At 72.5% G+C, this 26,115-nt stretch carries 20 protein-coding genes; 11 read left to right on the forward strand and 9 right to left on the reverse strand.

What is annotated here, in order from left to right:
• Positions 1 to 22: 22 nt before the first annotated feature.
• From ABZT47_RS31930 to ABZT47_RS31940, 3 genes are all read left to right on the forward strand, one after another.
• A complete protein-coding gene (locus tag ABZT47_RS31930) occupies positions 23 to 2,422 on the forward strand; it encodes a GH1 family beta-glucosidase (RefSeq protein ID WP_354850429.1) in 2,400 nt (799 codons plus the stop codon).
• A 24-nt stretch (positions 2,423 to 2,446) separates the two neighbouring features.
• A complete protein-coding gene (locus ABZT47_RS31935; protein ID WP_354850431.1) occupies positions 2,447 to 3,238 on the forward strand; it encodes a Mut7-C RNAse domain-containing protein in 792 nt (263 codons plus the stop codon).
• A 220-nt stretch (positions 3,239 to 3,458) separates the two neighbouring features.
• A complete protein-coding gene (locus ABZT47_RS31940) occupies positions 3,459 to 4,823 on the forward strand; it encodes an MFS transporter (RefSeq protein WP_354850434.1) in 1,365 nt (454 codons plus the stop codon).
• 298 nt (positions 4,824 to 5,121) lie between these two features.
• On the opposite strand, the gene ABZT47_RS31945 is transcribed toward ABZT47_RS31940, so the two are convergent.
• The 5 genes from ABZT47_RS31945 to ABZT47_RS31965 form a co-directional block, all read right to left on the reverse strand.
• Positions 5,122 to 7,098, reverse strand: a complete 1,977-nt coding sequence (locus ABZT47_RS31945; protein ID WP_354850437.1) for a protein kinase — start codon at positions 7,096 to 7,098, stop codon at positions 5,122 to 5,124.
• Positions 7,099 to 7,227: 129 nt separating this feature from the next.
• On the reverse strand, positions 7,228 to 8,316 hold the full coding sequence (locus ABZT47_RS31950; protein WP_354850440.1) for an ABC transporter ATP-binding protein: 1,089 nt from the start codon (positions 8,314 to 8,316) through the stop codon (positions 7,228 to 7,230).
• Complete coding sequence (locus ABZT47_RS31955) at positions 8,313 to 9,182, reverse strand: ABC transporter permease subunit (protein ID WP_354850443.1); 870 nt, start codon at positions 9,180 to 9,182, stop codon at positions 8,313 to 8,315. The genes ABZT47_RS31950 and ABZT47_RS31955 overlap by 4 nt, the downstream gene beginning before the upstream one ends.
• 40 nt (positions 9,183 to 9,222) lie before the next feature.
• On the reverse strand, positions 9,223 to 10,116 hold the full coding sequence (locus ABZT47_RS31960) for an ABC transporter permease (RefSeq protein WP_354850446.1): 894 nt from the start codon (positions 10,114 to 10,116) through the stop codon (positions 9,223 to 9,225).
• A 33-nt stretch (positions 10,117 to 10,149) separates the two neighbouring features.
• Positions 10,150 to 11,310 carry an ABC transporter substrate-binding protein gene (locus ABZT47_RS31965; RefSeq protein WP_354850448.1) on the reverse strand — a complete coding sequence of 387 codons (1,161 nt, stop codon included), beginning with the start codon at positions 11,308 to 11,310 and terminating at the stop codon, positions 10,150 to 10,152.
• A gap of 258 nt (positions 11,311 to 11,568) precedes the next feature.
• Between ABZT47_RS31965 and ABZT47_RS31970 the strand changes: the two genes are divergently transcribed.
• Positions 11,569 to 11,835: a DUF6504 family protein gene (locus tag ABZT47_RS31970; RefSeq protein WP_354850451.1), complete on the forward strand. Its 267-nt coding sequence runs from the start codon at positions 11,569 to 11,571 to the stop codon at positions 11,833 to 11,835.
• Complete coding sequence (gene dnaE, locus ABZT47_RS31975; RefSeq protein ID WP_354850736.1) at positions 11,835 to 15,620, forward strand: DNA polymerase III subunit alpha; 3,786 nt, start codon at positions 11,835 to 11,837, stop codon at positions 15,618 to 15,620. Before ABZT47_RS31970 ends, dnaE begins: the two co-directional genes overlap by 1 nt.
• Here the strand turns inward: dnaE and ABZT47_RS31980 are convergent.
• On the reverse strand, positions 15,529 to 16,206 hold the full coding sequence (locus tag ABZT47_RS31980) for a DUF4328 domain-containing protein (RefSeq protein WP_354850454.1): 678 nt from the start codon (positions 16,204 to 16,206) through the stop codon (positions 15,529 to 15,531). The genes dnaE and ABZT47_RS31980 overlap by 92 nt on opposite strands.
• A 200-nt stretch (positions 16,207 to 16,406) precedes the next feature.
• On the opposite strand from ABZT47_RS31980, the gene ABZT47_RS31985 reads away from it, so the two are divergent.
• Complete coding sequence (locus ABZT47_RS31985; RefSeq protein WP_354850457.1) at positions 16,407 to 16,727, forward strand: antibiotic biosynthesis monooxygenase; 321 nt, start codon at positions 16,407 to 16,409, stop codon at positions 16,725 to 16,727.
• Positions 16,728 to 16,751: 24 nt separating this feature from the next.
• Here ABZT47_RS31985 and ABZT47_RS31990 read toward each other — a convergent pair whose 3' ends face one another.
• Positions 16,752 to 17,396 carry a response regulator transcription factor gene (locus ABZT47_RS31990; protein WP_354850460.1) on the reverse strand — a complete coding sequence of 215 codons (645 nt, stop codon included), beginning with the start codon at positions 17,394 to 17,396 and terminating at the stop codon, positions 16,752 to 16,754.
• A 249-nt stretch (positions 17,397 to 17,645) separates the two neighbouring features.
• Between ABZT47_RS31990 and ABZT47_RS31995 the strand changes: the two genes are divergently transcribed.
• Both ABZT47_RS31995 and ABZT47_RS32000 read left to right on the forward strand, forming a co-directional pair.
• The gene (locus tag ABZT47_RS31995; protein ID WP_354850463.1) at positions 17,646 to 18,578 is read left to right on the forward strand and encodes an ATP-binding cassette domain-containing protein; all 933 of its coding nucleotides are present in this window, start codon (positions 17,646 to 17,648) and stop codon (positions 18,576 to 18,578) included.
• Positions 18,575 to 20,302 carry an FtsX-like permease family protein gene (locus ABZT47_RS32000; protein WP_354850466.1) on the forward strand — a complete coding sequence of 576 codons (1,728 nt, stop codon included), beginning with the start codon at positions 18,575 to 18,577 and terminating at the stop codon, positions 20,300 to 20,302. Before ABZT47_RS31995 ends, ABZT47_RS32000 begins: the two co-directional genes overlap by 4 nt.
• 29 nt (positions 20,303 to 20,331) lie before the next feature.
• On the opposite strand, the gene ABZT47_RS32005 is transcribed toward ABZT47_RS32000, so the two are convergent.
• Positions 20,332 to 21,078: an MBL fold metallo-hydrolase gene (locus ABZT47_RS32005; protein WP_354850468.1), complete on the reverse strand. Its 747-nt coding sequence runs from the start codon at positions 21,076 to 21,078 to the stop codon at positions 20,332 to 20,334.
• Between the two features lie 80 nt (positions 21,079 to 21,158).
• Here ABZT47_RS32005 and ABZT47_RS32010 point away from each other — a divergent pair, with 80 nt between their 5' ends.
• Positions 21,159 to 21,785: a GNAT family N-acetyltransferase gene (locus ABZT47_RS32010; protein ID WP_354850470.1), complete on the forward strand. Its 627-nt coding sequence runs from the start codon at positions 21,159 to 21,161 to the stop codon at positions 21,783 to 21,785.
• Positions 21,786 to 21,882: 97 nt separating this feature from the next.
• Entirely contained in the window at positions 21,883 to 23,271 is a 1,389-nt protein-coding gene (locus tag ABZT47_RS32015; protein ID WP_354850473.1) for a hypothetical protein, read from the forward strand.
• 302 nt (positions 23,272 to 23,573) lie between these two features.
• On the opposite strand, the gene ABZT47_RS32020 is transcribed toward ABZT47_RS32015, so the two are convergent.
• The gene (locus ABZT47_RS32020) at positions 23,574 to 24,200 is read right to left on the reverse strand and encodes an ATP-binding protein (RefSeq protein ID WP_354850475.1); all 627 of its coding nucleotides are present in this window, start codon (positions 24,198 to 24,200) and stop codon (positions 23,574 to 23,576) included.
• A 267-nt stretch (positions 24,201 to 24,467) separates the two neighbouring features.
• Here ABZT47_RS32020 and ABZT47_RS32025 point away from each other — a divergent pair, with 267 nt between their 5' ends.
• Positions 24,468 to 26,063, forward strand: coding sequence for a hypothetical protein (locus ABZT47_RS32025; RefSeq protein WP_354850478.1), 1,596 nt, complete (start codon positions 24,468 to 24,470; stop codon positions 26,061 to 26,063).
• Positions 26,064 to 26,115: the final 52 nt, after the last annotated feature.

Genomic DNA, 26,115 nt, shown 5'->3' on the forward strand with positions numbered 1-26,115 from the left:
CGGGAGCTTCCAGAGGATGTCCGTGACAAGCACCGCCACCCGCGGGCAGACGCTCGCTTTCCCCGACGGGTTCGTCTGGGGGGCCGCGACGGCGGCCTACCAGGTGGAGGGCGCGGCGCGGGAGGACGGCCGGGGGCCGTCGATCTGGGACACCTTCTGCCGCAGGCCGGGCGCGATCGCCGGCGGCCACACCGGTGACACCGCCTGCGACCACTACCACCGCCACGCCGAGGACATCCGCCTGATGGACCGGCTCGGCCTGGACGTCTACCGGTTCTCGGTGTCCTGGTCGCGCGTGCAGCCCGACGGGCGCGGCGCGGTCAACGCCGCCGGGCTGGACTTCTACGAGCGGCTGGTGGACGACCTGCTGGAGGCCGGCGTCACGCCGTACGTGGCGCTCTACCACTGGGACCTGCCGCAGGCGCTGGAGGACCGCGGCGGCTGGACCGACCGTGACACGGCGTACCGGTTCGCCGACTACGCCAAGATCGTGCAGGACCGGCTCGGCGACCGGGTGCGCACCTGGATGACCGTCAACGAGCCGTGGGTGGCGGCCGTGCTCGGGTACGGCATCGGCGTCCACGCGCCCGGCCGCACATCCTGGGCCGACGCCTTCCGCGCCTCCCACCACATGCTGCTCGCGCACGGGCTCGGCGTGCAGGTGCTGCGCGGCGGCGGCGCGAAGGAGATCACCCTGCCCGTCAACCTGGCGCCCGTGCTGACCCCCGGCCAGGTGAACGATCCCTCGCTGGAGCTGTCGCCCGAGGACGCCGAGGCGGTCGACCGGGTGGACGCGCTGATCAACCGGCAGTTCCTCGACCCGGTGCTGCGCGGGCGCTACCCCGAGCGGGTGCTGCCGATCATCGAGCGCGTCGCCGGGCTCGGCCACATCCACGACGGCGACCTGGCGGCCATCGGCCGGCCGATCGACCTGCTGGGCGTCAACTACTACACCCCGTGCGTCGTGCGGTCCGGGCCGGGTGAGCCGGCCAACCCCGCCTACCCCGGTACCGAGGACATCGAGTTCACCGGCGCCTACGCCCCGACGACGGCCACCGGCTGGCCCATCGTGCCGACGGGCCTGTCTGCGCTGCTGCTGCGGCTCACGCGTGACTACCCCGGCGTCGGGCTGCTGGTGACCGAGAACGGCGCCGCCTTCGACGACGCGGTGAGCGGCGAGCGGGTGCACGACGCCGACCGCACCGCGTTCCTTGAGGGCCACCTGCGCGCGGCGCACGCCGCCATCGAGGCGGGGGCCGACCTGCGGGGCTATCTGGTCTGGTCGCTGCTGGACAACTTCGAGTGGGCCGAGGGGTACAGCAAGCGGTTCGGCATCGTGCACGTCGACTACGAAAGCCAGCGCAGGCTGCTCAAGGACAGCGGCCTGTGGTACCGCGAGGTGATCCGGCGCAACGGGCTGTGGAGGGAGCGCGCCAGGCGTCCCACGCTGGAGGAGGTCGCCGCGCGGGCGGGCGTGTCGCGCTCCACGGTCTCGCGGGTGATCAACGGGCAGGCCACGGTCAGCCCGGAGTTCCGCCAGACCGTCATGAACGCCGTGGACGAGCTCGGCTACGTGCCGAACTCCGCGGCGCGCAGCCTGGTGACCCAGCGCACCGACACCGTCGGCCTGGTGGTGCCCGGGTCGCCCGACGGGGCCGACGACCCGCTGTTCGCGGCCGTCGTCCGGGCGGCGGCCCACTCCCTGGAGGCGTCGGGCAAGCAGGTCACGCTGATGCTGGGCGGTTCGGTGGGCAGCCGGCAGCGCGTCGAGCAGCACGTCGGGGCCGGTCACCTGGACGGGGTGGTCTTCGTCTCGACGGCGGGCGCCGACCCGCTGCTGAGCGCGCTCGTGCGCACAGGCGTCCCCATCGTCTCGCTGGGCCGGCCCTCGGCCCCCATCACCGTCCCCTACGTCGCGAGCGACGACGCCGGCGGCGCCAGGGCCGCGGTGGCCCACCTGCTCGCCCAGGGGCGCAGCCGGATCGCCATGATCTGCGGCCCGCTGGAGGGCACCGCCGCGCAGGACCGCCTGGCCGCCTACCGCGACGGCCTGCGCGACGCGGGGCGCCGGTCGATGGTCGCCATGGGTGACTACAGCCGCTCGTCGGGGGCCAGGGCCATGAGCGAGCTGCTCCAGGACGATCCCGGCCTGGACGCGGTCTTCGCGGCCGGCGACCTGATGGCGGTCGGCGCGCTGAGCGTCCTGCGCGAGGCGGGCCGCCGCGTGCCCGAGGACGTCGCGGTCGTCGGCTTCGACGACGCCGAGGCCGCCGCCTACACCGTCCCGCCGCTCACCACCGTCCGCACCTCCCCGGCCGACCTGGCCCGCGCCGCCGTTCGCCTCCTCCTCCGCCATCTCGACGGCGGCCCGGTCTCCTCGGTCATCCTCCCGGCGGAGCTGGTGGTCAGAAGCTCGGCGTGAGGCCCGCCTGGCATGCTGGACGGTGTGGGGGAGTTGGCGGTCCGGCTCGACGACGGGCTCCGCGTGTTCCTCGCCGGACGGCACCGGCGGTTGGGGGCCGGGGCCGCCGATGACGTCGTCGTCGCCTATGACGGGACGTCGTCGGTGGGGCATGTGGTGGAGTCCGTCGGGGTGCCGCTGACCGAGGTGGGCGGGCTGGAGGTGGACGGCCGGCCGGTGGGGCCGTCGTTCCGGCCGGGGGCGGGGGCCGTGGTGTCGGTGCTCGGGGTTCGGCGGCCGCAGACGGTGCCGGAGCATCGGTTCCTGCTGGACGTGCATCTGGGGACGCCGGCGCGGTGGCTGCGGGTGGTCGGGGTGGACGCCGCGTACAAGAACGACCGGGACGACGACGCGCTGATCGCCTGGGCGAACGCCGAGCGGCGGGTGCTGCTCACGCAGGACCGCGGGCTGCTGTGCCGCCGGAGCCTGTGGCTGGGGGCCTACGTGCGCGGCGCGCGGCCGAAGGAGCAGTTCGAGGACGTCCTCGAACGGTTCGCCCCGCCGCTGGCGCCCTGGACGAGATGCACGGCCTGCAACGGACGGCTGGCGGCGGTCCCGAAGGAGCGGGTGGCGCCGGCGCTGCGCCCGGGCACGCGGCGCAGCTACGACGCCTTCGCGCGCTGCGCGGTGTGCGCCCGGGTGTACTGGCGGGGCGCGCACGGCGCCCGGCTGGCGGCGCTGGTGACGGAAGCGGAACGTATTGTGTCAACAGCGTCGATTACCCCTCATAAGCCCTTGAACGGGATTCAGGGGGAGATATCGCTCAAGAGGCAATAGGGGTGGCTAGGGGGGACCCCACGGTATTCCAGGGATCCACGGCAGAATGTCCCACAGACCTCTCCTCGTTCTGTAATCATGACTTTTTGTAGCCTTGCCATGTCGAAGAGGGAGAAATGCGACATGGCGTCGTGGGGGGCTATGCCGACCCGACGGGCGTGACGCGGGCTCCCACGCTGGACCACGCCACCTGCGACCCTTGACACGAGGACGGACGCCGGTGAGCGAAAAGCGTGGAGAGATCGAGGCCGGAGAACATCGGGAACCGGTCACCGGGGAGGCGGGTGCCGACGCGGACGCCGACGCGGGCGACCGGCCGGCGACGTTCCGGGACGTGTTCGGGGTGGCGGAGTACCGCGCGCTGTTCGGCGCCGCCGTCCTGTCCTGGGTGGGGGACTATTTCGCCAAGGTGGCCGTGACCTTCCTGGTCTTCGCCGACACCGGCTCGGTGCTGCTGTCGGCCATCGGCTTCGCCATCAGCTACCTCCCCTGGGTGGCCGGCGGGCCGGTGCTCGCGGCGCTGGCCGAGCGCTACCCGTACCGCCGCGTCATGATCATCTGTGACGTCGCGCGGATGGCGCTGGTCGGCCTCATGGCCCTGCCGGGGATGCCGATGCCCGGACTGCTCCTGCTGCTGCTCGGCGCCTCGCTGCTCACCCCGCCGTTCCAGGCGGCCCGCTCGGCCATGGTGGCGCAACTGCTCACCGGCGACCGGTACGTCGTCGGGCTGTCCTTCCAGAACATGGCAGGCCAGGCCGCGCAGGTCGCCGGGTACGCGGTCGGTGGCGCGGTCACGGCCATCGACCCGCACGCCGCGCTGCTGATCAACGCCGCGACGTTCGCCCTGTCGACACTGCTGCTCTGGCGGGGCGTGCGTCCCCGGCCGCTCCCGGTGACCCACCTCGCGCGGCGCTCGCTGCTGCGGGAGACCGGCGACGGGCTGGGCCTGGTGTTCGGGCACCGGGTCATGCGGCCCACCGCCGTGGTGGTGTTCAGCGTGGTGGGCATCACCATCGTCCCCGAAGGGCTCGCCGCGGCGTGGGCGCCCACTTATGGAGGCGGCTCGCAGATCACCGGCCTGCTGATGGCCGCGCTGCCGATCGGCGCCGTCATCGGGGCGCTGGTGACCCGCATGACCGGTCCCGAGCGGCGGCTGCGGCTGCTCAAGCCGCTCCTGCTCGCCGGGCCGCTGCTGCTGGTGGGCGTCCTGGCCGCGCCGCCGTTCCCGGTGGTGCTCACGCTGGTGCTCCTGGCGGCCGCCGCCGTCAACACGGTGCTGGTCCCGCTGAACGGGCTGTTCGTCCAGATGCTGCCCGACGCCTACCGCGCCCGTGCCTTCGGCATCATGCTGGGCGGCATCCAGCTCACCCACGCGGTGGCCGTGCTCGCCGCCGGCGCGTTCGCCGAACGGTTCCCCGTGCCGGTCGTGGTCGGCGCCTGGGCGCTGTGCGGCCTGGTCCTGATGGCGGTCGCGGTGACCACCTGGCCCACGCGGGAGGTCATCGCCGAGGAGATCGCCCGCGCCGCCGCACTCAACCGCGCCCCCGCCCCCGTCCCTGCCGGCTCCCATCCGGCGACCACCTGATCCTCCCGGCTCCGCTCCGCTCGATCCTTGCCTGCGGTTTGGTGACGACCACGTTCGGCAAGCGTGGCTTCCCGTCCGGTATGTGCTGGAGGTGATCGGCTCGCCATCCGGCGACCACCTGATCCTCCCGGCCGGCCCTCGCCTGCCGGTTCGGTACCTACGTTCAGCGGGCACGGCTTCCCGTCCGGTATGTGCTGGAGGTGATCGGCGCCGGGTCGGCGGGTCGTGGTACGGCGATGCCGGCGCCGACCCTACGGCGCCCAGCCTGGTGCACCCGCTCGGATTTCGTGTGGTGCGGTCAGCCGTGGCCGGAGGCGCTGGGGGAGGGGCCTTGGACGACGAAGTCGTCGAAGGAGGTCTTCAGCGTCGCGCCGGCCTTGTCCGGCACGCGGGCGAGGAAGCCGACGTCGCCGTTGGGCAGGCTCGCGGGCGCGCCGGAGTCGTCGACGTAGGACTGCACCGCCTCACCGTTCACCCACATCCGCAGCCGCACCCCCTCGCCGGTGGCGGCGCATTCGGCCTGCAGGGTGGCGCCCTTGGACAGATCGCCCACCTTGACCGGCGTGGTGAGGTTGCCGCCGGTGCCCTTGGTGACCCGGCGGATGCGGGCCTCTCCCTGCGCGGTGAGCAGGAACTCGTACCGGCTGCGCCGCGACTCCTGGTCGGCCCGGCAGAACAGCCCGTACTCGCCGGGCCCCTTGGACTCGCGGACGCCCGTCGTCACGGTGATCAGCAACTGCTCGGGCGTCGTCGGGGTCGGGGTCGCGGACGGATCGGGCGTGGCGGGCTGCTTGGGGACGAACGGCAGCGGGGCCGTCTCAATGCGCTCGGCGCGCTCGTCGGTCACGTCGATGGCGTAGTACCCGCCGGAGGCGTAGCCGTAGGTGTTGTACTCCTGGCCGGTGTACGCGCTGCCGCCCCAGCCGGTGCCGCTGTCGTTGAAGTCGTCCCGGTAGAGGTAGCTCAGCTCGGTGGGTGGCCCGGACGGCGTGAGCCAGGCGCGCAGACCGAGCCCGCCCGCGGCGAGCACGACGACGCCGGCGACGGCGAGCCCGATCAGCCGCGTACGCCGGTTCGCCCCGCCGGCCCCAGCCCCGCCGGCCCCCGGCCAGCCGGTTTCCGGCCCGGCGGTCCCGTCCGCGACGGTGGGAGGGTGCCCGGCGACGGTCGGCGGTCGTCCTGCGATGGTGGGGGGTTGCCCTGAGATAGTGGGGGGTTGTCCCGCGACGGTGGGCGCCTGGCCGGGCGGCTGCCAGGCGGCCGTGGTCTGCCCGCCCGTGAGCGGGGCGGTGGGCGGCGGCCCCGCGAAGGTGGAGAACGGGGCCGGGTGGGCGGGCGTCTGACCGGGGGACGCCGTGCTCTGGCCGGGGTACACCGTGCTCTGACCGGGACGCCCCGCCTCCGGGTGTCCTGCCTCCGGCCGCTCCGCCTGCCAGGTCTGGACGACCGTGTGCTGGGCGCGTTCGGGTGTGGTGCGGCCGACCATGTGGTCGAGGATCTGCTGCGAGGTGGGCCGCCGCGCTGGGTCCTTGTCGAGCGTCGCCGAAACCAGTCCGCGCAGCGCCGCCTCCATGCCCTCCAGCGAGGGCTCGCTGTTGAGCACCTGGTACACGATCGAGGGAAGGGACTCCCCGCCGAACGGCGTGCGGCCGCTGGCGGCGAAGGCGACCAGGCAGCCCCATGAGAACACGTCGCAGGCGGGCGAGGCGGGAGCGCCCCGCAGCACCTCCGGAGCCATGTACCGGGGCGTGCCCATGAGCTGCCCGGTGCCGGTGATCCCGCTCAGCGTGTCCAGGGCCCTGGCGATGCCGAAGTCGATGACGCGCGGGCCGACCGGCGAGAGCAGCACGTTGGACGGCTTGAGGTCGCGGTGGACGACGCCCGCGCTGTGGATGGCCGTCAGGGCGGTGGCGACGCCGACGGCCAGCGCGTCCAGGCTGGAGCCGCGCAGCGGCCCTGAGGACCGCACGGCGTCGTACAGGTTCGGCCCGTCGACGTACTCGGTGACGACGTAGAGCTGGTCGCCGTCGAGGGCGGCGTCCAGGACGGCCGCCGTGCAGAAGCGGCGCACCCGGCCCGCCGCCTCGGCCTCGCGGCGGAAGCGCACGCGGAACTGGTCGTGCTGGCTGTACTCGTGGTTGATCACCTTGACGGCGACCCGCTGCCCGGTCTCGTCCTGGCCGAGGTACACGGTGCCCATGCCACCGCGGCCCAGCCGGCCGAGCAGCCGGTATCGGCCGATCTGGAGGGGGTCGCCCGGACCTAGGTTGTTCACCACGTCGCCTTACCGCTATGCACCTTTTCGGGACGGCAAGCCTACCGAGAGCGCGCCCCCCGGCGGCCTCCCTCGCATAACGGCCCGGCGGCGGTCGTCCTGCGAACCGCCACCGGGCCGTCAAGCGGCCTACTCGGCGGCGGCCACCGCGGTGGCCGGGGTGGCCGGGGTCGCCGCCGGGGTGCGGGCGGCCACCAGGACGGGGCGCTCGACGAGCCGGACGGCGGCCTGGACGCCGGGGGACAGCCGCGCGGCGTCGTGCGCGGGCAGGTCGGCCAGCAGCTCGGTGCCGTCGGCCAGGCGCAGCAGCAGCCGCACCGACGACCCGCGGAACGAGCTGGTCACCACCAGCGCCTCGCCGTCGTGCGCCGCGGTGACCAGCACGGTCTCGGGGCGGACGAGCACGTCCACCTCCGGGGTGCCGGGCGTCGCGCCGTGGACGGGCAGCCGCTGCCCGGCGACCTGCACCTCCTGGCCGTCGAGCAGGCCTGGAAGGTGGTTCATCGTCCCGACGAACTCGGCCACGAACGGCGTCGCGGGGCGGTTGTAGATCTCGGCGGGCGGCCCGGCCTGTTCCAGGCGCCCGCTCTTGAGCACCGCGACCTGGTCGGCGACCGACAGGGCCTCCTCCTGGTCGTGCGTCACGAAGATCGTCGTGATGCCCAGCGAGAGCTGGAGCCGCCGGATCTCCTCGCGCAGCGTGACCCGGACCTTGGCGTCGAGCGCCGACAGCGGCTCGTCCAGCAGCAGCACCCGCGGTTCCAGGGCGAGCGCGCGGGCCAGCGCCACCCGCTGCTGCTGGCCGCCGGAGAGCTGGTGCGGATAGCGGTCGCCGTGCGAGGGCAGGCCGACCAGCTCCAGCAGCTCGGCGGCGCGGGCGCGCCGCTTGGCGGCGGGCACCTTGCGCACCCGCAGCCCGAACGCCACGTTGTCAAAGGCGTTCAGGTTGGGGAACAGGCTGTAGGACTGGAAGACCATCCCGGCGTCGCGGCGGTTGGCCGGGACGTTGGTGATGTCCTCGCCGTCGACGAGCACGGCCCCGGCGTCGGGGCTCTCGAACCCGGCGACGCAGCGCAGCGCCGTCGTCTTGCCGCAGCCCGACGGGCCGAGCAGGGCGATCAGCTCGCCCGGTTCGACGGTCAGATCGAGGCCGTCGAGGGCGACGGTCGCGCCGAACGCGCGGCGAAGCCCCCGGAACTCCACCCGAGCCCCGTTCACGAACCACTCCTTTGCCTATTGCCGGCGGTGGAAAGGATGAGCAGCAACAGCCAGGCGAACAGCAGGCTGAAGATCGATACGGCGACCGACATGGCGGCGTTGGAGCCGGAGATCGTGACGATCCACACGGGGAACGGCTGGTAGCCGAGCAGCCGGGCCACGGTGTACTCCCCGAGCACCAGGGCCAGGGTGAGGAACGACGCGCTCGCCAGGCCGGTCCGCAGGTTGGGGATGATCACGCGGAGCATCACGTGCGGCCAGGAGGCCCCGCAGTTGCGCGCGGCCTCCACCAGCGTGCGGACGTCCATCGCGCCGAGCCCGGCGTCCAGCGCCCGGTAGACGAACGGCAGCGCCAGCACGACGTAGGCGATGACCAGCACCGCCGGGAAGGCGGGGTTCTGGACGGCGATGATCGTCTGGTAGAAGGGTGTGGTGGCCAGGTAGTCGGGCCCCCAGCGCAGCACCGTGCTGATGCCGGCCACGAAGGTGATCGGCGGCACCACCAGCGGCAGCGTGCACACCACTTCCATGACCGGCCGCAGCCGGGGCGCGCTGAGCCGCACGGCCAGCATCGCCGGCAGCGTGAGGGCCAGCACGACGACGATCGTGGCGACCGCGAGCCCGAGAGAGAGCAGCAGGCTCTGGACGAAGCCCTCGGCCGAGAAGATCTCCAGGTAGGCGTCCAGGGTGAAGCCGCGCGCCGGGTCGTTCACGGTGAACACGAACGAGGTGAGCAGCGGCGTCAGGAAGTACAGCGCGGCCACCAGCAGCACCACGCCGCGCCACACGCGCACGCGGCGCGGGCGGCCGGGGTGCGCGGCCGGGGCGCCGGCGTCGGGCAGCACCGTGGGGGTCAGCGTGGCCATCGCGGGCTCCGGTGGTCGGGGGCCGCGTGCGGGCGGGGGGTCAGCGGAGCCATCGGGCGCTCCTGCGCTGGAGGGGGAGGTAGACGGCCATGACCAGGCCGGCCACCACGATCATGTCGAGGCTGAGGGCCAGTGCCACGTTCTCGTGGCCGATCAGCACGTTGCCGGTGAGCGCGTCGGCGATCTGCAAAGTGACGAGCGGGACCACGGTGCCGACCATGGCCGCCGCGGTCGCGTACGCCGCGAAGGCGCCGCCGAACAGCAGGACCACGCCGCCGAGCAGGCTCGGGGTGAGCACCGGGATGCCGACGTAGCGCCAGAACTGCCACGCGCTCGCGCCGTTGTTCTGCGCCGCCTCCCGCCACTGCGGCCGCAGGCCGTCCAGTGCCGGCACGACGACCAGCACCATCAGCGGGACCGAGAAGTACAGGTAGACCAGGGCGAGGCCCCAGAAGCTGTAGAGGTTCCAGCCGTGGTCGCCCAGGTTGAGCTGCCGGGTGAGCACGCCGGAGTTGCCGAGGGTGGCCGTCCAGGCGAAGGCCAGCGGGACGCCGCCGAAGTTCGCCAGCACGCCGGAGGCGGTCAGCACGGCCTCGCGCAGGGCGCGGAACCGGGAGGTGACGACCGCCTGGGCGAGGAAGGTGCCGACGACGGCTCCGGCGACGGCGACGACCGCGGACAGCTTGACGCTGCCGAGCAGCGCCGTGAGGTAGGCGCCCTTGAGGGAGGCGGTGAGGTTGGCGGTGCTGGGCGCGCCGTCCGCCGTGAACGCCCCGCCGAGCAGCGCCACGGTCGGGATGCCGAAGGCCAGGCCGACGAACACCAGCAGCGGCAGGGCGCCGGTCCAGCCCTTGGAGCGGGGACGGCTCCCGCCTTCCCTCACCTTGGTGTTGAGAGGAAGGCCGGCGGGAGCCGCCGAGTGCGTTTCAGCCATGGGGGAGAGCCGATCGCATCGTCGATGTGCGGGTCATCCGGAGACCGCGTCGCCCCAGCCCGAGGCGAGGGTCTCCTTGGCCTTGGTGACCTGCGCGTCGGTGGGGAACTGCGGGGTGCCCTCGACCTTGGGCAGCTTGCCGACCAGCGCCGCGTCGGCGGTGCCGTCGGTCTGCATGGCGGGCAGCAGCACGGCGCGGGCGTACCCCTTCAGGTAGAGGTTCTGGCCCTCGGGGCTGTAGAGGTACTCCTGCCACAGCCGCGCGGCGGCCGGGTGCGGGGCGTCCTTGTTGATCGCCTGGGCGTAGTACTGGGCGTACTTGCCGTCCGAGGGGACCGCGACCTTCCAGTCGACGCCCTTGCTCACGAACTCGTCGGTGTACCCGGCGTTGAGGTAGTCCCAGTCGATGCTGATCGGGGTCTCGCCGCTCTGCACGGTCGCCGGGGTGGACTCGACGGGGTTGAAGTTGCCGGCGGCCTTCAGCTTCTTGAAGAACTCGAGGCCCGGCTGGATGTCGTCGAAGGTCCCGCCGTTGGCGAGGGCCGCGGCGAAGACGCCGGCGAAGGCGGACCCGGCCTTGGTCGGGTTGCCGTTCAGCGCGACCTGGCCCTTGTACTCGGGCTTGAGCAGGTCGGTGAAGGTGGCGGGGCAGGTCTTCACGCGCTTGGCGTCGCAGCCGATGGAGACGTAGCCGCCGTAGTCGTTGTACCAGGTGCCGTTCGCGTCCTTCTGGCCCTCGGGGATCTTGTCCCAGGTCTGCACCTTGTAGGGGGCGAACAGGCCCTCCTGGGCGCCGCTGAGGGCGAACGCCTGGCCGAGGTCGAGCACGTCGGGGGCGCGGTCCTGGCCCTTGCGGGTCTTGACGGCGTTGATCTCGTCGGCGCTGGAGCCGTCGGGGTTCTCGCTGTTGACCTTGATGCCGTACTTGTCGGAGAAGGCCTTGATGATCTCGCCGTAGTTGGCCCAGTTCGGCGGGAGGGCGATGACGTTGAGCTGCCCCTCCTTCTTGGCGGCCTCGACGAGCTTGTCCAGTCCGCCGAGGTCGGCGGCGGAGGTCGCCGTCGTGACGGCGCCGCCGAGGGAGGCGCCGCCGCCGGAGCCGGCCGTCGGGGCCGCGCCGCACGCCGCGCCCAGGGAGGTTGCGACGGTCAGTGCGGCTGCCAGCCCGACGAGCCGCTTTCGAGGTGTTTGCACGCTTGTATCCCACTTTCGAGGTTGTGGGGATGAACATAGGCCGGGCCGGACAACAAAACGTATCTACTCCGCTGCGTTCGGGTGTCGTTGTGTGAACACGCGGTGACGTGATCGTTCACTGGCGCGACGGCCGGGGCGACACGCGAAGGGTGAGGTGATTTGCCCTCTGGACTCTGAGAACATATGTTCGATGTAGCACGACCCGCCTTCCCCCGGGTGCTCACGAAGTTCCACCGCGGCCCAGGGAGAAGGAGCGCCTTGAGCAGAATCTACGGGGACCCCATCGAGGTGTGGACGCGAGACGGCGAGCCCGCCCGTTTCGTCTGGCGCGACCGTCTCTACGTGGTCCACCGGGTCCTCGACCACTGGGTGACCTCCCGCGAGTGGTGGAAGATCTCCGAGAACGACCCGGGCGAGCGCCGCTTCTGGCGGGTGGAGGCGAGCCCCGGCGCCGCGACCGGCACCTACGAGCTGCGGTTCGACACCGCCGGCGACGGCTGGCTGATGCTCAGGGCGTGGGACTGATGTTCCCCCACCTCCACGTCGCCTCCGCCTACTCCCTGCGATACGGCACGGCGTTCCCCGGCGAGCTGGTCGCGCGGGCGGCCGAGCACGAGATGGACATCCTCGCGCTGACCGACCGCGACGGCATGTACGGCGCGGTCAAGCACGTCCAGGCGTGCTTCGACGCCGGCCTCCACCCGGTCGTGGGCGTCGACCTGGCGCTGCGCGGCCCGGCGGAGGACGGCGGCGACGAGCGCGTCACCGTCCTCGCGCGTACGGGCGGGTGGGCGCACCTGTGCCGGCTCACCACCGACGCCCACCACGCCGGGCGGCGGGGCGAGCCGCGGGTGACCCGCGAGCTGGTCGCCCGGCACGCCGCCGGGCTGCTGGTCATGCTCGGCCCGAGGTCCGACGTCGGGCGGGCCGTCGCCGCGCGCCACGACCAGCGGGCGCGCGCCCTGCTCGCCCCCTGGCGGGCGGCCGTCCCCGACCTGGTCGTCGAGGTCGTCGACCAGTACGGTCAGCACGAGGCGGGCACCGCCAGGCGCATGCTCGCCCTCGCCCGCTCGCTGGGCGTGCCGGCCGTCCTGACCAACGCCGTGCGCCACCTCGACGCGGGGGACTACCGGGTCGGCGACGTGCTCGACGCCGCGCGCAAACTCGTGCCGCTGCACACGCGGCACCTGGAGCATTCCGCCTCGCACGCCTACCTCAAAAGCGGCAAAGAGATGGCGCAGGTCGCCGCGCGGGTCTGCGATGGCGACCACGACCACGCCCGCCGCCTGCTCGCCGCCACGCGGCAGGTCGCCGAACGGTGCGTCCTGGACCCGCTGGACATCCTCGCGCTGCGCAACGACCCCGAACGCGTGCACCTGCCGGAGGTCGAGGAGGACCCGGTCCCCCTGCTGCGCCGCCGGTGCGAGGACGGGCTGTACGCGCGCGGCATGGAACGATCCAGACATGCGCGCGAACGGCTGGCCGAGGAACTGCGGATCATCGAGCGCAAGCAGCTCTCGGGGTACTTCATCGTCGTCTCCGGCATCACCGACCTGATCCGCGCGATGGGGGTGCGCTGCGCCATCCGCGGGTCCGGCGCGGGCAGCCTGGTCAACTACCTCATCCGCATCGGCGAGGTGAACCCGCTCGACCACGGCCTGCTCATGGAGCGCTTCCTGTCCGAGGGGCGCAAAGGGCTGCCCGACATCGACATCGACGTGGAGTCGGCGCGGCGGCTCGACTGCTACCAGGCCATCCTCGACCGCTACGGCGAGAACAGGGTCGCCTGCGTCTCGATGATGGAGACCTACCGCGCGCGCAGCGCCATCCGCGACGTCGGCGCCGCCATGGGGCTGCCGCCGCACGAGACCGACCTCATCGCCAAGGCGTTCCCGCACGTCCGGGCCCGGCAGATCCGCGCCGCCCTGTCCGACCTGCCCGAGCTGCGCGGCAGCGGCCTGGACGACCGCGCCCTGTCGGCCATGTTCCAGCTCGCCGAGCGGCTCGACGGCCTGCCCCGCCACATCGCCCTGCACCCCTGCGGCGTGCTGGTCGGCAACTCCGGGCTGCGCGACCGCACCCCCGTCGAGCGCAGCCTGCTCGACTTCCCGATGAGCCAGTTCGACAAGGAGGACGTCGAGGAGGCCGGGCTGCTCAAACTCGACGTGCTCGGCGTGCGCATGCAGTCGGCGATGGCGTACGCGCTCGGCGAGATCAGGCGGGTGGAGGGCCAGGACGTCGACCTCGACCGCGACGTCCCCCAGGACGACCGCGCCACCTACGACATGATCTGCACCGGCCGCACCATCGGCTGCTTCCAGATCGAGTCGCCCGGCCAGCGCGAGCTGGTGACCAAGCTCGAACCGCGCACCATGCACGACCTGATCGTCGACATCTCCCTGTTCCGGCCCGGCCCGGTCAACTCCGACATGGTCACCCCGTACCTGGAATCCCGGCACGGCTGGCGCGAGCCGTCCTACCCCCATGCCCTTCTCCGGCCGGCGCTGCAGGAGACCAACGGCGTCGTCGTCTTCCACGAGCAGGTCCTGAGGGTCGTCGACGTCATGACCGGCTGCGGCCTGTCGGAGGCCGAGAAGGTCCGCCGCGCCCTCGGCACCCCCGAGGGCCGCGAACGGGTGCGCGCGTGGTGGGAGGCCGAAGTGCTGCCCGAGTTCGACCGCGAGACCACCGACCGCGCCTGGCAGGTGCTCGACGCGTTCGGCTCGTTCGGGTTCTGCAAGGCGCACGCGGCGGCGTTCGCCCTGCCCACCTACCAGTCGGCCTGGCTGAAACGGCACCACGCGGCGGCGTTCCTCGCCGGGGTGCTGACGCACGACCCCGGCATGTACCCCGGGAGGGTGATCCTGGACGAGGCCCGCAAGTGCGGCGTGGCCGTCCTGCCCCTGGACGTCAACCACTCCGGCCGCCACTGGCTCGTCGAACGCCTCCGGAATCCCCCCGGCGGCGCGCCGGGTTTCGGCGGCGCGCCGGGTTTCGGCGGCGCGCCGGGTTTCGGCGGCGCGCCGGGTTTCGGCGACGCGACGCGTCCAGGTGATGCGACGCGTTCAGGTGATGCGGAGAACAATTGCGGCGCGGGGGCCGTCGGCGGCGATCCCGGGACGTTCTCCGCGGGGTACGGCCTGCGGGTGCCGTTCTCGGCGGTCAAGGGGATCAGTGAGGCGGAGGTCGACCGCATGGTCACCGGGCGGCCCTACACCTCGCTGGCCGACTTCTGGGAGCGCGCCCGCCCGTCCCGGCCGGTCGCCGAGCGCATCGTGCAGGTCGGCGGCCTCGACGCGCTGCACGGGCTGCACCCCGGCGGCCCGCGCTGGCGTCCCGGGGAGCTGACCAGGCGCGACCTGATCGCCCAGATCGGCGTCCTGGACCGCGCGTCCTCCACCGGCGTGACCGCGCGGCGCAAGGCCCGCCCGGGCGGTCGCCCCCGCCCCGCCGCGCCCGCCTCCCCTCCTGGCCCCGGCCCGGATCCCGGATCGTCCGGCTCAGGGGCGGGCGGGCCGCCGTCCGCCGTGCAGATCCCCATGGCGTTCACCGAGCACATCGCGCCCGGCGAGCTGCCGGAGATGACCGAGGCCGAGGCCGTGGAGGCCGAGCTGGACATCCTCGGCCTGGACGTCAGCCGGCACGTGATCGGCTTCTACGACGAACTGCTCGACGCGATCGGCGTGGTCAGGTCCAGCGAGCTGCTCACGCTGCGCAACGGCGCCGAGATCCTGGTCGCCGGGGTGAAGGTCGCCACGCAGACCCCGGCGATCCGTTCCGGGCAGCGCGTCATCTTCGCCACGCTGGACGACTCGACCGGCCCCGTCGACCTCACCTTCTTCGAGTCGGTCCAGGCGCGCTGCGCCGCCACGGTGTTCGGGTCCTGGATGCTGGTCGCCAGAGGGGTCGTGCGCCGGGTCGGCGCGCGGGCGGTGTCGCTGCGCGCCGTCGACTGCTGGGACCTGGCCGAGCTCGACAGGCTGTGGCGGGAGGAAGGTCTCGACGCGGTGCGGGCCGCCCTGGGCCTCACCCCGCAGGCGGCCGGGGCGAGGTCGCGCGCTTCGCGGGAGGAGCGGGCGGGCGTCGGCGGGCGCCGCATCGAGTACGGCAACGGCTACCGGCTGTCCCCCTACGCCGACCTCGGCGCCGCGCCCGGGGTGACCGGGCCGCCCCGCAAGCTGTGGCACGCCAGCCCGGGAAGCTCCGGGCCGCTCGGGTTCAGTCCCCCGCCGGGTAGGTGTGCCGGGGAAGCGACCGCAACGCGGGCAGCAGCTTCAGAGAATGCGCGATCGACGAAGGACGGGCGCTGACCCTGGCCTGGGTGATCTCCCTGACGGTCGCCGCGCACAGCAGCGCGGCGACCACCGCCACCACCAGTTCGGCCGCGCCGAGACCGGTCAGGTCCCTGCCCTGCGGCGAGTGGGTGAACGGCAGCCGCATCAGGATGAGGAACACCATGGCCAGCCAGCACCCCCACCACGCGGCGAGCAGCACCACCCATGACCGGCGGCGGCCCTCCCGCAGCCCGGCGTCCTCCCGCAGAGCGTGCACGAGCAGCGCGGGCGCGGCGAGGTTGAGCACCGGCACGAACCAGGCGATGGCGATCATGCGGGGGGTCGCCCCGGCGTGGCGGAGCCAGGCGAAGTAGGAGCAGCCGGCGGCGACCGTCGCGGCGGCCACCAGCAGGATGAGGATGGCGAACCAGGTGACGGCGCCGACGACGGCCTCCGCCCCGGGCGCGTGCGGGTCGCTGCCGAGCCGCGCGACCTGCCGCGCGAGCTGCTTGCCGCGTGCTTCCTCGAAGACGACCAGGCAGGTCAGGGTGGCGATCTGGGCGGCGAGCGCCAGGTAGACGCCGACCGCCGACCTGCTCACTGCGGATCGGGCATAGCGCATGAGTGTCTCCCCCCGGCATGCGCTGAAAGTCGTGGTTTCATCTGTGACGTAGCGCGACGCCTGACTCACTCCTATCCCGTGCGCCTCTCCGTTAATCGGCGACGCGGAGGAGAAGATCCTGGATCTCCCCGAGATGATCTAGGGTTTGCCCGGCACTGCCCAACCACCGGCGAAACCCGTCCGAACCGGAGGAGAGCGTGATGATCGCGAGAATCTGGCGTGCGACCGCCACCACCGAGGGCGCCGAGGCCTACCGGCGGCACTTCACCCAGGCCGTCATCCCCGAGCTGAGCGGCATCGAGGGCCACCGGGGCGCCTACCTGCTCAACCGCGACAGGGACGGTCAGGTCGAGATCGAGGTGATCACCTTGTGGGCGTCCATGGACGCGGTGCGCGACTTCGCCGCGCCCGATGTGGACGCCGCCGTCGTCGAACCCGAGGCACAGAAGGTCCTCACCGCCTTCGACCCCACCGTCACCCACCACACCGTCATCACCGAAACCGCCACGACCACCCCCTGACCGCGCGAGGCGGGGCCGGGGTCGTCAGCGGACGACGCCGGCCTCCCAGGCCCAGGCGGCGATCTCGACGCGGTTGCGGGCGCCCAGCTTGGCGAAGATGCTCGCCAGGTGCGTCTTCACCGTCGACAGGGAGATGAACAGCTCCCCGCCCACCTCCTGGTTGGTGCGACCCCGGGCGATCAGGCGGACGACGTCCATCTCGCGGTCGGTGAGCGGCTCGCGCGGCGGGCGCGTCGCGACCGGGATCGGCCGGGCCAGGTGGGACAGCAGCCGCACGGTGATCGACGGCGAGACCAGGGCGTCGCCGTTGGCGGCGGCCCGCACCGCCTCGATGAGCAGCGTGGGGCCGCTGTCCTTCAGCAGGAACCCGCAGGCGCCCGCGCGCAGCGCGCCGTACACGTACTCGTCGAGGTCGAAGGTGGTCACGATGACCACGCGCAGCGGGTCGGGAACCCCCGGGCCGGCCAGGATCCTGGTGACCTCCAGGCCGTCCAGCCGGGGCATCCGGATGTCCAGCAGGCACACGTCCGGCCGCAGGCGGCGGGCCTGCTCGACCGCGGCGACGCCGTCGGCCACGGCCGCGACCACCTCGATGTCGGGCTGGGCGTCGAGAATCATCTGGAAGCCGGTGCGCACCAGTTCCTGGTCATCCGCGACGAGTACCCTCACCCGCCCGATTCTGCCAGCAAGCGCGCGCCCGCACGCCACGAAGCGAGAGCGTCCGCACGCCGGGAAGCGAGAGCGCCCGCACGCCGGGAAGCGAGAGCGCCCGCACGCCGGGAAGCGAGAGCGCCCGCACGCAAGAGCGTCCGCACGCTGGGAGGGGCGGGCGCTATCGGCCTTTCGGCCGATGGGCCGTCCGGTGGATCGGGCGGGCGGCCGATCCGCGGGCCGCCGCCCGCGGGAGAGGCTCTGCTCATGCCGTCGCAAATCGTTCTCCACGGGCTCGGCCTGAGGAAGAGTTTCGGGTCCACCGTCGCCCTGGCCGGTGTCGAGCTGATGGTCCACCAGGGTGAGGCCGTCGCCATCATGGGGCCGAGCGGCTCCGGGAAGTCCACCCTGCTCCACTGCCTCGCGGGGATCATGAAGCCGGACGCAGGTGAGGTCCACCTGCTCGGCGAGCGCATCGACAACCTGGGGGAGCGCAGGCGCAGCGCGCTGCGGCGCACCCGCTTCGGGTTCGTCTTCCAGTTCGGCCAGCTCCTGCCCGAGCTGCCGGTGGACGAGAACGTCGCGCTGCCGCTCATGCTCGGCGACGTCCCGCGCGCGCAGGCCGTCCGCCAGGCCCGCTCCTGGTTCGGGCCGCTGGGCCTGGCCGGCATGGAGGGGCGTCGCCCGGGCGAGCTGTCCGGCGGGCAGGCCCAGCGGGTCGCCATCGCCCGCGCGCTCGTGACCCGGCCCGCGGTGGTGTTCGCCGACGAGCCCACCGGCGCGCTGGACCAGGCCACCGGGCACGACACGATGCGCCTGCTGGTGGAGGCGACCAGGCACAACGACGCGTCCCTGGTCGTCGTCACCCACGACCCGCACGTGGCCCGCTGGTGCGACCGCGTGGTCGAGGTCAGAGACGGCCACATCCTCCCAACGTCCGGCGTCGGTATCGCAGGGACGCCGGCCCCGATCCCGTCCATCTCGGACGGCCCGCACACCCAGGTACCCGGCCATACGCCGCCCGGTCCGTACCCGCAGGTGCCGGCCGGTCCGTACAGCCAGGCACCGGGCCAGGCGCCGCCCGGCTCGCAAACCCAGGTGCTCGGGCAGATGCCGCCGACTCCGCACACGCAGGTGCTCGGCCAGGTGCCGACCGCCTCGCACGCTCCCGTCCACGGGGCCGAGGGGAGCGGACGATGAGGAACCTGCTCGACCTCACCTGGCGGCTGCTGCGCGGTGGCGGGCGGCGCGGGCTGCTCGGGTCGTCGCTGACGCTGGCGGCGGTGGGCGTGTCCACCGCGCTGCTGCTGTTCGCGGTCGCGATCAACTTCGCCTTCGCCGGACGGGCCGAGCGAGGCGCCTGGCGCAACCCCGAGCCGCCACCCGGTGCTACGGCCGGCGGGCCGCCACGGGCGGTCGAAGCCGTCCGCAGCGAGTTCTCGGGCGATCGGCGGATCACCGTGGTCCACGTGGCGGTCCTGTCGCCGGGCGTCTCCCCGCCTCGCGGCCTCTCCCGCCTGCCCGCGCCCGGCGAGGTCGTGATGTCGCCCGCGCTCGCCGAGCTGGCCCGGGACGACGGCTCGGTGGGCCGCCGCTTCCCGCAGAAGAGGGCCGGGACGATCGGGGACGAGGCGTTGGTCCACCCCGGCGAGCTGGTCGCCGTCGTCGGCCACGCGCCCGGCGAGGACATCATGACGGCCGAGTACAAGGGGGACTACCGCCTCGGCGTGTCCGCGACGAAGGTGCCCGACCTCACCGGGAGCCCGTCACCTGACGCGGGTGCCTACCAGGCGCTGGCGGCGATCGCGAGCGTGCTGATGGTCGTGCCGCTGCTGGTGTTCGGGGGCGCGGCGGCCCGGCTGACGGTGGCGCGCCGGGACCGGCGCCTGGCCGCGCTCCGCCTGGTCGGGGCGACCCCCGGCCAGGTCGTGGCGATGACCGTGGCCGAGGCGGTGATCACGGCGTTCGCGGGGGCGGTGCTGGGGTTGCTGCTGTACACGGTCGCCATCCCGCCGCTCAGCCAGGTGCGGATCGCCGGGGGCGCCTGGTTCGCCTCCGACATCTGGCCCGGGCCGCTGCCCATCGCGGCCGTGCTGCTTGCGGTGCCGCTGCTGGTCGGGCTGTCGGCCGTGGTGGGCCTGCGGCGGGTCGTGGTCAGCCCGCTCGGCGTGGCCAGGCGCGAGACGCCGCCCGCGATGCGGTTCGTGCGCGTGGTGGCGCTGCTGGCGTGCCTGGCCGCGGTGCCGGCCTTCGGCGCCGGGGCCAGTGTGACGGTCGTCGTGGTCGTGCTGAGCCTGTCGTTCCTCGCGGTCAACCTCGTGGGGCCGTGGGTGGTGGCGATGATCGGCCGGATCACGGCCCGCACGGCCAAGCGACCCGCGAGGTTGCTGGCCGGCCGGCGCCTGGTGGACGACCCCCGTTCCGCCTGGCGCACGGTGAGCGGGGTGGCGCTGACCGGGTTCGTCGCCGGGTTCATCGGGCTGCTCACTCCGAGCGCGTCGATCTCCGTCGAGAACGACCCGGTGACGGCCTGGCTTCTACAGGACATCAGAACGGGCACGCTGATCGTTCTGCTGGTGTCCTTCCTGGTGGCGATCGTCAGCGCGGGCATCACCGCCGCGTCCGCGGTCCTGGACCGTCGCCAGACCTACGCGCTGCTGCGCCTGGCCGGCACCGACCTTTCGGTGCTCGACCGCGCCCGGCGGCTGGAGACGCTGATCCCGCTGACCGTCATGGGCGGCGGCTCCATCGTCGCGGGCATGTTCTGCGCGGCCCCGTTCGCCCGTCTGGCGATGAGCGCGACCGGCGGGCTGACCCTGCTGGTCTGCGCCGCCGCCGGCTTCGCGGGCGTCATCGGCGCCGGCGCCCTCAGCCGCCCCCTCCTCCGCTCCGTCACCACCGACCCGGCCCCCCGGCCCGACTAGTGGGTGACCCCACCTGAGTGGTCATCGCGCTACTTCGGTCCGAGCGCGACGGTGAGTCCTTCCTCGGCCGCCAGCACCTCACCGCCGAACTCCCGCCGCGCGGCCGCCACGGAGACGGCCCGATCGTTGCCCGGCCAGAAATGGGTGAGCATCAGCCGTCGGGCACCCGCGCGGCCGGCCCATCGGCCGGCCTCCGCAGAGGTCAGCAGATTGCGGGAAGGGCGGTCGGTCTCGCCGACGTGATCGGTGGCCTCGACGATGAACAGATCGGCGTCGCGACCCAGGTCGGCGAGCGCGGAGGCCGGGCCGGTGTCACCGGTGTAGGCCAGCGCGACTCCGTCGGCCTCGACACGGATGCCGGCGTTGGGCACATAGTGCGGCAGCGGCAGTCCGGTGAGGGCGAATGGCCCCACCTGGTGGCTGCCAGGCAGCGGATGCATGTCGAAGACCGCGTGGAGGTCCGCATCGGGCTCCAGGCCGCTGATCCGGTCGAGTACGCCCGGCGGGCAGTACAACGGCAGCCGCGGCCCACCGGGGTCGCCGTAGAACCGCATCCGGAACAGCCCGTGCAGGTCGATGCAGTGGTCGGGATGTTCGTGAGTGATGACGACAGCGTCCACCGCGCCGTCCGGCCAGTGCGCGAGCAGCCGCGGCAGCGTGGCGTAGCCGAGGTCGAGCAGCAGGCGATAACCGTTCCAGTCCACTGCGAACCCGCTGCAGGCACGGCCCGGCTCCGGGAACGCACCACAACTGCCGAGAACGGTTACTTGTCGCATTCATAGAGAATGCCAGGCTCCAGGCTGCCACAGAGATTCACGTTATGTCCGGTTGAGTAGAACAAGGTACGGTTCCTCGGGTGGATCACGGTGATGGCGTCGGCGTCCTGCGGACGGCGGCGGAGGTCGAGGCGTTCCTGTCGGACCGGCTGGAGGACTCCTCCCGGGTGACCCTGCGGGCGCTCACCCGGGACGACCAGGACGAGTTCGTCGCGCTCGTCCGGGACAGCGCGGAGCTGCACGGACCCTACATGTCATTGCCGGCCACGCCGGAGGACTACCAGGCGTACCTCGCGAGATTCGACCACGTGACGGCGCAGGGCCTGCTGGTCTGCCTGCGCGACACCGGGACGATCGCCGGCACGGTGTTCCTCAACAGCATCATCCGGGGGCGCTTCCAGAACGCCTCCCTTGCCTACGGGGCCTTCGCCCCGACGGCGGGCAAGGGCTACATGTCCGAGGGCCTTCGCCTGGTGCTGCGGTACGCGTTCGAGCGGGCGCGGCTGCACCGGGTGGACGCACAGATCCAGCCGGGCAACCACGCCTCGATCAACCTGGTGCGGCGGCTCGGCTTCCGCTACGAGGGCATCTCGCCTGAGTTGCTCTTCATCGACGGCACCTGGGCGGACCACGAACGCTGGGCACTCACCAACACCATGTTCGCCCCCGGCCCCTGGCCCACCCACCCGACCCAGCCCACCCGCTGAACCACCGTCACCGCGGCGGTCCGGCATCAGCGGTCCCGCGTCCGGGAAATGACGTCAACGCGTTGAGGTCGCCGGGGTTCCGCGTCACTGTTGGGGGGTGCACGTCACCGTCCAGTTACCGATCGTGGACCTGCGTCCGCTGTTGCCTGCCGAGACCCGGCGCCGCGAGCCGCCGCGCTGGCCGCGCCCCGACCGGGCCTTCCCGGGCCGTTCACTAGAGCACCATCGCTCCGATCATGTGCGAGGCCTGGGCGCGGTACGGCCGCGGCTGCGCGGCGGGGTGGCGCCCTGGATCTCCGAGTCGTACTACGTCGACGTCGGCAACCTGGTCCGGCTCACCCGGCAGCGGCACAGTGAGGGGTTCCGCAAGTCGGTGACGGTCACGCCGGTGCTGCGCAACTTCTACGCCGACCGCGTCGTGAACCGGCTGGAGGTGGGTTTCCAGCGACGATGGCTCGACCCCAACGAGATTTGGGAGGGCCAGGAGAACGTCGTACGGCTGGCCATGTCGGCGCCGGCGTGGCTGCGAGGCGAGCGCGGGGCGCACGTTCCGCTGGTGGCGTTCGGTCCGCGATTCGCGCGGCACCTGCTCGACAGCACCTCGGCGGCGGCGGAACCGGAGGAGTGGTGGGTGCGCGCGGGCACGCCGTCGGTGGTCGTGGAGGACTACTGGTGGCGCCACAAGGCCGTCCACCACGCCTGGGTGCGCGAGGCGGGGCAGCGGGTGTCGATGTGGCACGTCACCCCCTCCCACGAGCAGGACAGGTCGGACGAGGAACTGCGGCGGATGCGGATGCTGCTGTCACGGTTGCACGCCGAGTACGCCGCCGTCGAGCAGGTGCTGGCGCTGTGCGAGGACGGCAGGCTGGACGTAGGGAGGCCGGAGGTCGAGCGCTACCTGATGCGGGCACTCGATCTGCTGCTGCGGCCCTCGCGGCACGGGTTCGCCGCCGCCGAGATGCTGGCGCAGATGCTCGCCCGCACCCGCGAGGTGTACGCCGACACCGTGCAGACCCTCGACTTCCTCGCCGGTTCCTCGGCCAACCCGGTCATCGCCGCCCGCGTCGAACAACTACGCGTGCTCATGGCCGCCGCCGATTCCGACCGGCCGTTCCACTACTCCTCGGAGGTCAACGTGACCACGTTCGACCGCAACACATTCAGCAACAGCGCGATCAGCACAGGCAGCGGAGACGCCACCGTGAACAACATGGCCGACGAGGCGGCCGACCTGCGCGCCCTGGTGGAGGAACTGCTCGACGCCGTCTACGTGCTGCGCGACCAGTTGCCCGAGGAGCAGGCGGTGGCGGTCGAGGACGCGGCCGGCGGTGTGGAGCGCGAACTGGACAAGGAGCCGGGCAAGCGCAGCGAGGGCGGTCTGAAGACCAGGCTGAAGACGATCTTCGAGATCGCCACCGACGCGGGCGCGGCCGGCACCGCGCTGGTGGGCGTGGTCACCGCCATCCAAGGCATGCTCGGCGGCTGAGGCGGCCTATCGGAAACGCATGCCGGCCGAAGCGAGGCGGCCTCCGGGGGTTGCCGCCCCCGGAGGGTGACGCTTCGCCCGGAACGACCCGCGATCCGAGCAGGCTGTGACGCCTGAAAGAGGACCTACACACAGTCGAGGCCGTGACTCCCAGGTGGCCATCGGCCCCGGGGCGGCCTGCTCACCACTTTAATGTCCGGTGACGAGGCCGGCCAGGCGTGCCGGGCCGAAGGATCGCCGACACCGACGAGCCGGCGCTCAAGGAGCGGGTCCGGACGAGGTCGTCGCGGGTCGGCGCGCGGTCATGAGGGTGGCGGTCGTGGGTCCGGGGTGGTGAGGTAGGCCCATACTCGGTGGCCGCCTGTCGGGGTGCCCTGGTAGCCGGCGCGGGTGGCGAGCGCGGTCACGATCGCCAGGCCGCGTCCGTTCTCCTCGTACGAGCCGTGCCGGTCGTCGCCGAACCGGGGGACACCGCCGCCGCCGAGGTCGTACACGGTGACCAGGACGCTGACCGCCGATGCCGGAACGGTGAGAGCCTCGTGGCGGGCGGAGGTCAGCGTGATCTCCACGGTGAAGTGGCCGTCGGGCGGCCCGCTGCGGGTGTGGCGGATCGCGTTGCCCGCCAGCTCGCCGACGATCAACTCGGCGTCGTCGACGAAGACGGTGCTGCCGAGAAGAAAACGGACGAACCTCCTGGCCTCGGCCGCCTGGTCCGGCCTGGCGGAGAAGGCGCGCCGCCAGATGAGGACCTCGGGGCCGAGCCGTACGGCCTCGTTGATCGGTTCGGACCTCGGCGGATGGCCGTCGGCGAGCGGGTCCGGGAGTGAGATCCCCGACCGATGGCCGTCCGGGAGCGGGTCGGGGAGTGGGGTTCCGGACCGATGGGCGTCGGCGAGCAGGTCGGGGAGCGTGACCGGATCGGCGGCCACGCGGGCCTCCTCGTCACGGGAATCGAAGGGCGGGTGCACAAGCCAGAACCATGGCCGGTGTGACGCGGCTCGCTGATCCCCGCCTCGCCCGGCCGGACCACTCTCCTGCGACGGGCCGGTGAACTGCCCGGACGAGGAGGATCGCCCGGATCGCCGCCTCTCGCGGGCGACGGCGAGCATCACAATCTTCGTCGCTCAAGGTAATCATATGGGCACGTTGTGTGTAAGATTTCCTCTACCGCGTCGTACCCGGGGAGGCGTTGCGTGATGTCAGGCGAAGCGGTCCACACCTTGCTCGAATGCCGGCGGCGCAGTGAGGCGTTGCGGGCCAAGGGCTACGGCTTCGAGCAGATCGCCGAGCTGTTCTCGGTGTACCACGAGGTGAGTCCGCTGCGGCTGTACCGGTACGCCCATGGGCGTACCGCCACCGAGGCCGTGGCGCTGTACAACGATCTCGATCCGGCCGGCACCGCCGCGCTGCGGGAGTCACGGCTGTACGACTTCGAGCACTGGCCGAGGCGCGGCAAGCGGCCGACCGCGCGCACGGTGGCGCTGTTCGCGCAGGTCTATCGCACCGCCGCCCGCCACCTGATCACCGACGAGGTGTACGCCTCCTACAGCGTCCGCGACCGGCAGCTCATCGACCGGACGGATCATCGGCACCTCCCGGCACAGCGGCCTTCTCGCGTCCCGAGCCCGATTCCCGGTCATGTCACCATGAGTCTGGAAGCGGCACGCGACACGGTTCCTGTCCCCACGCCGCAGGACTGCGCCTCGCTGCTGCGTGCTCTCGGAGCCGAGGAGGCCGATGTGAAGCGCCGCGATCTGCTGTTCGAGCTGGCCCTGGCGCTCGGCGGAGCCCCCGCTGTGATCCTGCTCCGCCATCTGTCCCCGCCGGAGAAGGACCGTCTGGCCGCGGCCGTCCGCGCCTCCGCCCGCGTGGACGCCGCTACCGTGGAGGTGATCGAGAAGCTCACCGCCCGGTGCCGCCGCCTGGACGACGACTTCGGCCCGCAGACCGTCCTGCCCATCGTCGACGGCCAACGCCGCCTCGTCACCGACCTGCTCAGCCGCACTACTTTGCTCCCGGACCTGCGTGACCGCCTCACCTACTCCTACGCCGAGCTCAGTCAGTTCGCCGGTTGGCTCCACCACGACCTGATGGATCATGAAGGCGCACGTCTGCGCTATCAGGAGGGGCTCACCGCCGCCCACGAGATCCGCGACGGCACGATGATCGCCTACCTCCACACCTGCCTCAGTTACGTGGCCGTCTATCGAGGCCAGATAGGGCAGGCGCTCGACCACGTCTACGCCGCCCAAGGTTGGGCGCGGCACAGTCCCAGCAATCTGACGCGCTCAGTTCACGCGATGGAACTCGCCCGCGTGCTGGCTCGCCGTGGCGAGACGAACGAGAGTGAGCGAGCGCTGGCCTATGCGAGCGGCATGGTCGAGCAGCCGAGAACCGAGGCCGACCCCGCCTATCTGTACTGGTGGACGGTCGGCCAAGTGCAGGCCAGCACCGCCGATTGCCAACTCCACTGGGGGCGGCCCGATGAAGCGATCGGATCCGTCCTTCGCACACTGGCGGCGCCGACGACCCTCAGCCTCGCGCGCGGGCATGCCCTGCTCCACTACGCCGAGGCGCTCACCCGGAAACGGGAGATCCCCGGCGCGGTCGACAAGATCCGTGGCGCGGCGCGGACCACCGTAAGGCACAGCTCAACCCGGCTCGCAGACTCCGTACGGCAGGCCCGCGCACGCCTGCAGCCCTGGGCGGGCAACAAGCACGTGCGGGCCCTCGATGAGGAGCTCCGCTCCCTCGGCATCCTCGCCACAGCCCAGGGCGTGCACCTGGCGTGACCCTGACCGCCGGGGCGTGCAAATAGTGCGCTCTCCACGAACGTTCACCGAC

It is taken from the genome of Sphaerisporangium sp. NPDC005289 (assembly GCF_040607455.1).
GTDB classification, from domain to species: Bacteria; Actinomycetota; Actinomycetes; order Streptosporangiales; family Streptosporangiaceae; genus Sphaerisporangium; species Sphaerisporangium rhizosphaerae.

Bases quoted from the DNA above. Each gene is read 5' to 3' on its own strand.
- ABZT47_RS32005 (WP_354850468.1), bottom strand. From the start codon at position 21,078: ATGCGACAAGTAACCGTTCTCGGCAGTTGTGGTGCGTTCCCGGAGCCG.
- ABZT47_RS32000 (WP_354850466.1), top strand. From the start codon at position 18,575: ATGAGGAACCTGCTCGACCTCACCTGGCGGCTGCTGCGCGGTGGCGGG.
- ABZT47_RS31995 (WP_354850463.1), top strand. From the start codon at position 17,646: ATGCCGTCGCAAATCGTTCTCCACGGGCTCGGCCTGAGGAAGAGTTTC.
- ABZT47_RS31985 (WP_354850457.1), top strand. From the start codon at position 16,407: ATGATCGCGAGAATCTGGCGTGCGACCGCCACCACCGAGGGCGCCGAG.
- ABZT47_RS32025 (WP_354850478.1), top strand. From the start codon at position 24,468: ATGTCAGGCGAAGCGGTCCACACCTTGCTCGAATGCCGGCGGCGCAGT.
- ABZT47_RS31960 (WP_354850446.1), bottom strand. From the start codon at position 10,116: ATGGCTGAAACGCACTCGGCGGCTCCCGCCGGCCTTCCTCTCAACACC.
- ABZT47_RS31955 (WP_354850443.1), bottom strand. From the start codon at position 9,182: ATGGCCACGCTGACCCCCACGGTGCTGCCCGACGCCGGCGCCCCGGCC.
- dnaE (WP_354850736.1), top strand. From the start codon at position 11,835: ATGTTCCCCCACCTCCACGTCGCCTCCGCCTACTCCCTGCGATACGGC.
- ABZT47_RS31980 (WP_354850454.1), bottom strand. From the start codon at position 16,206: ATGCGCTATGCCCGATCCGCAGTGAGCAGGTCGGCGGTCGGCGTCTAC.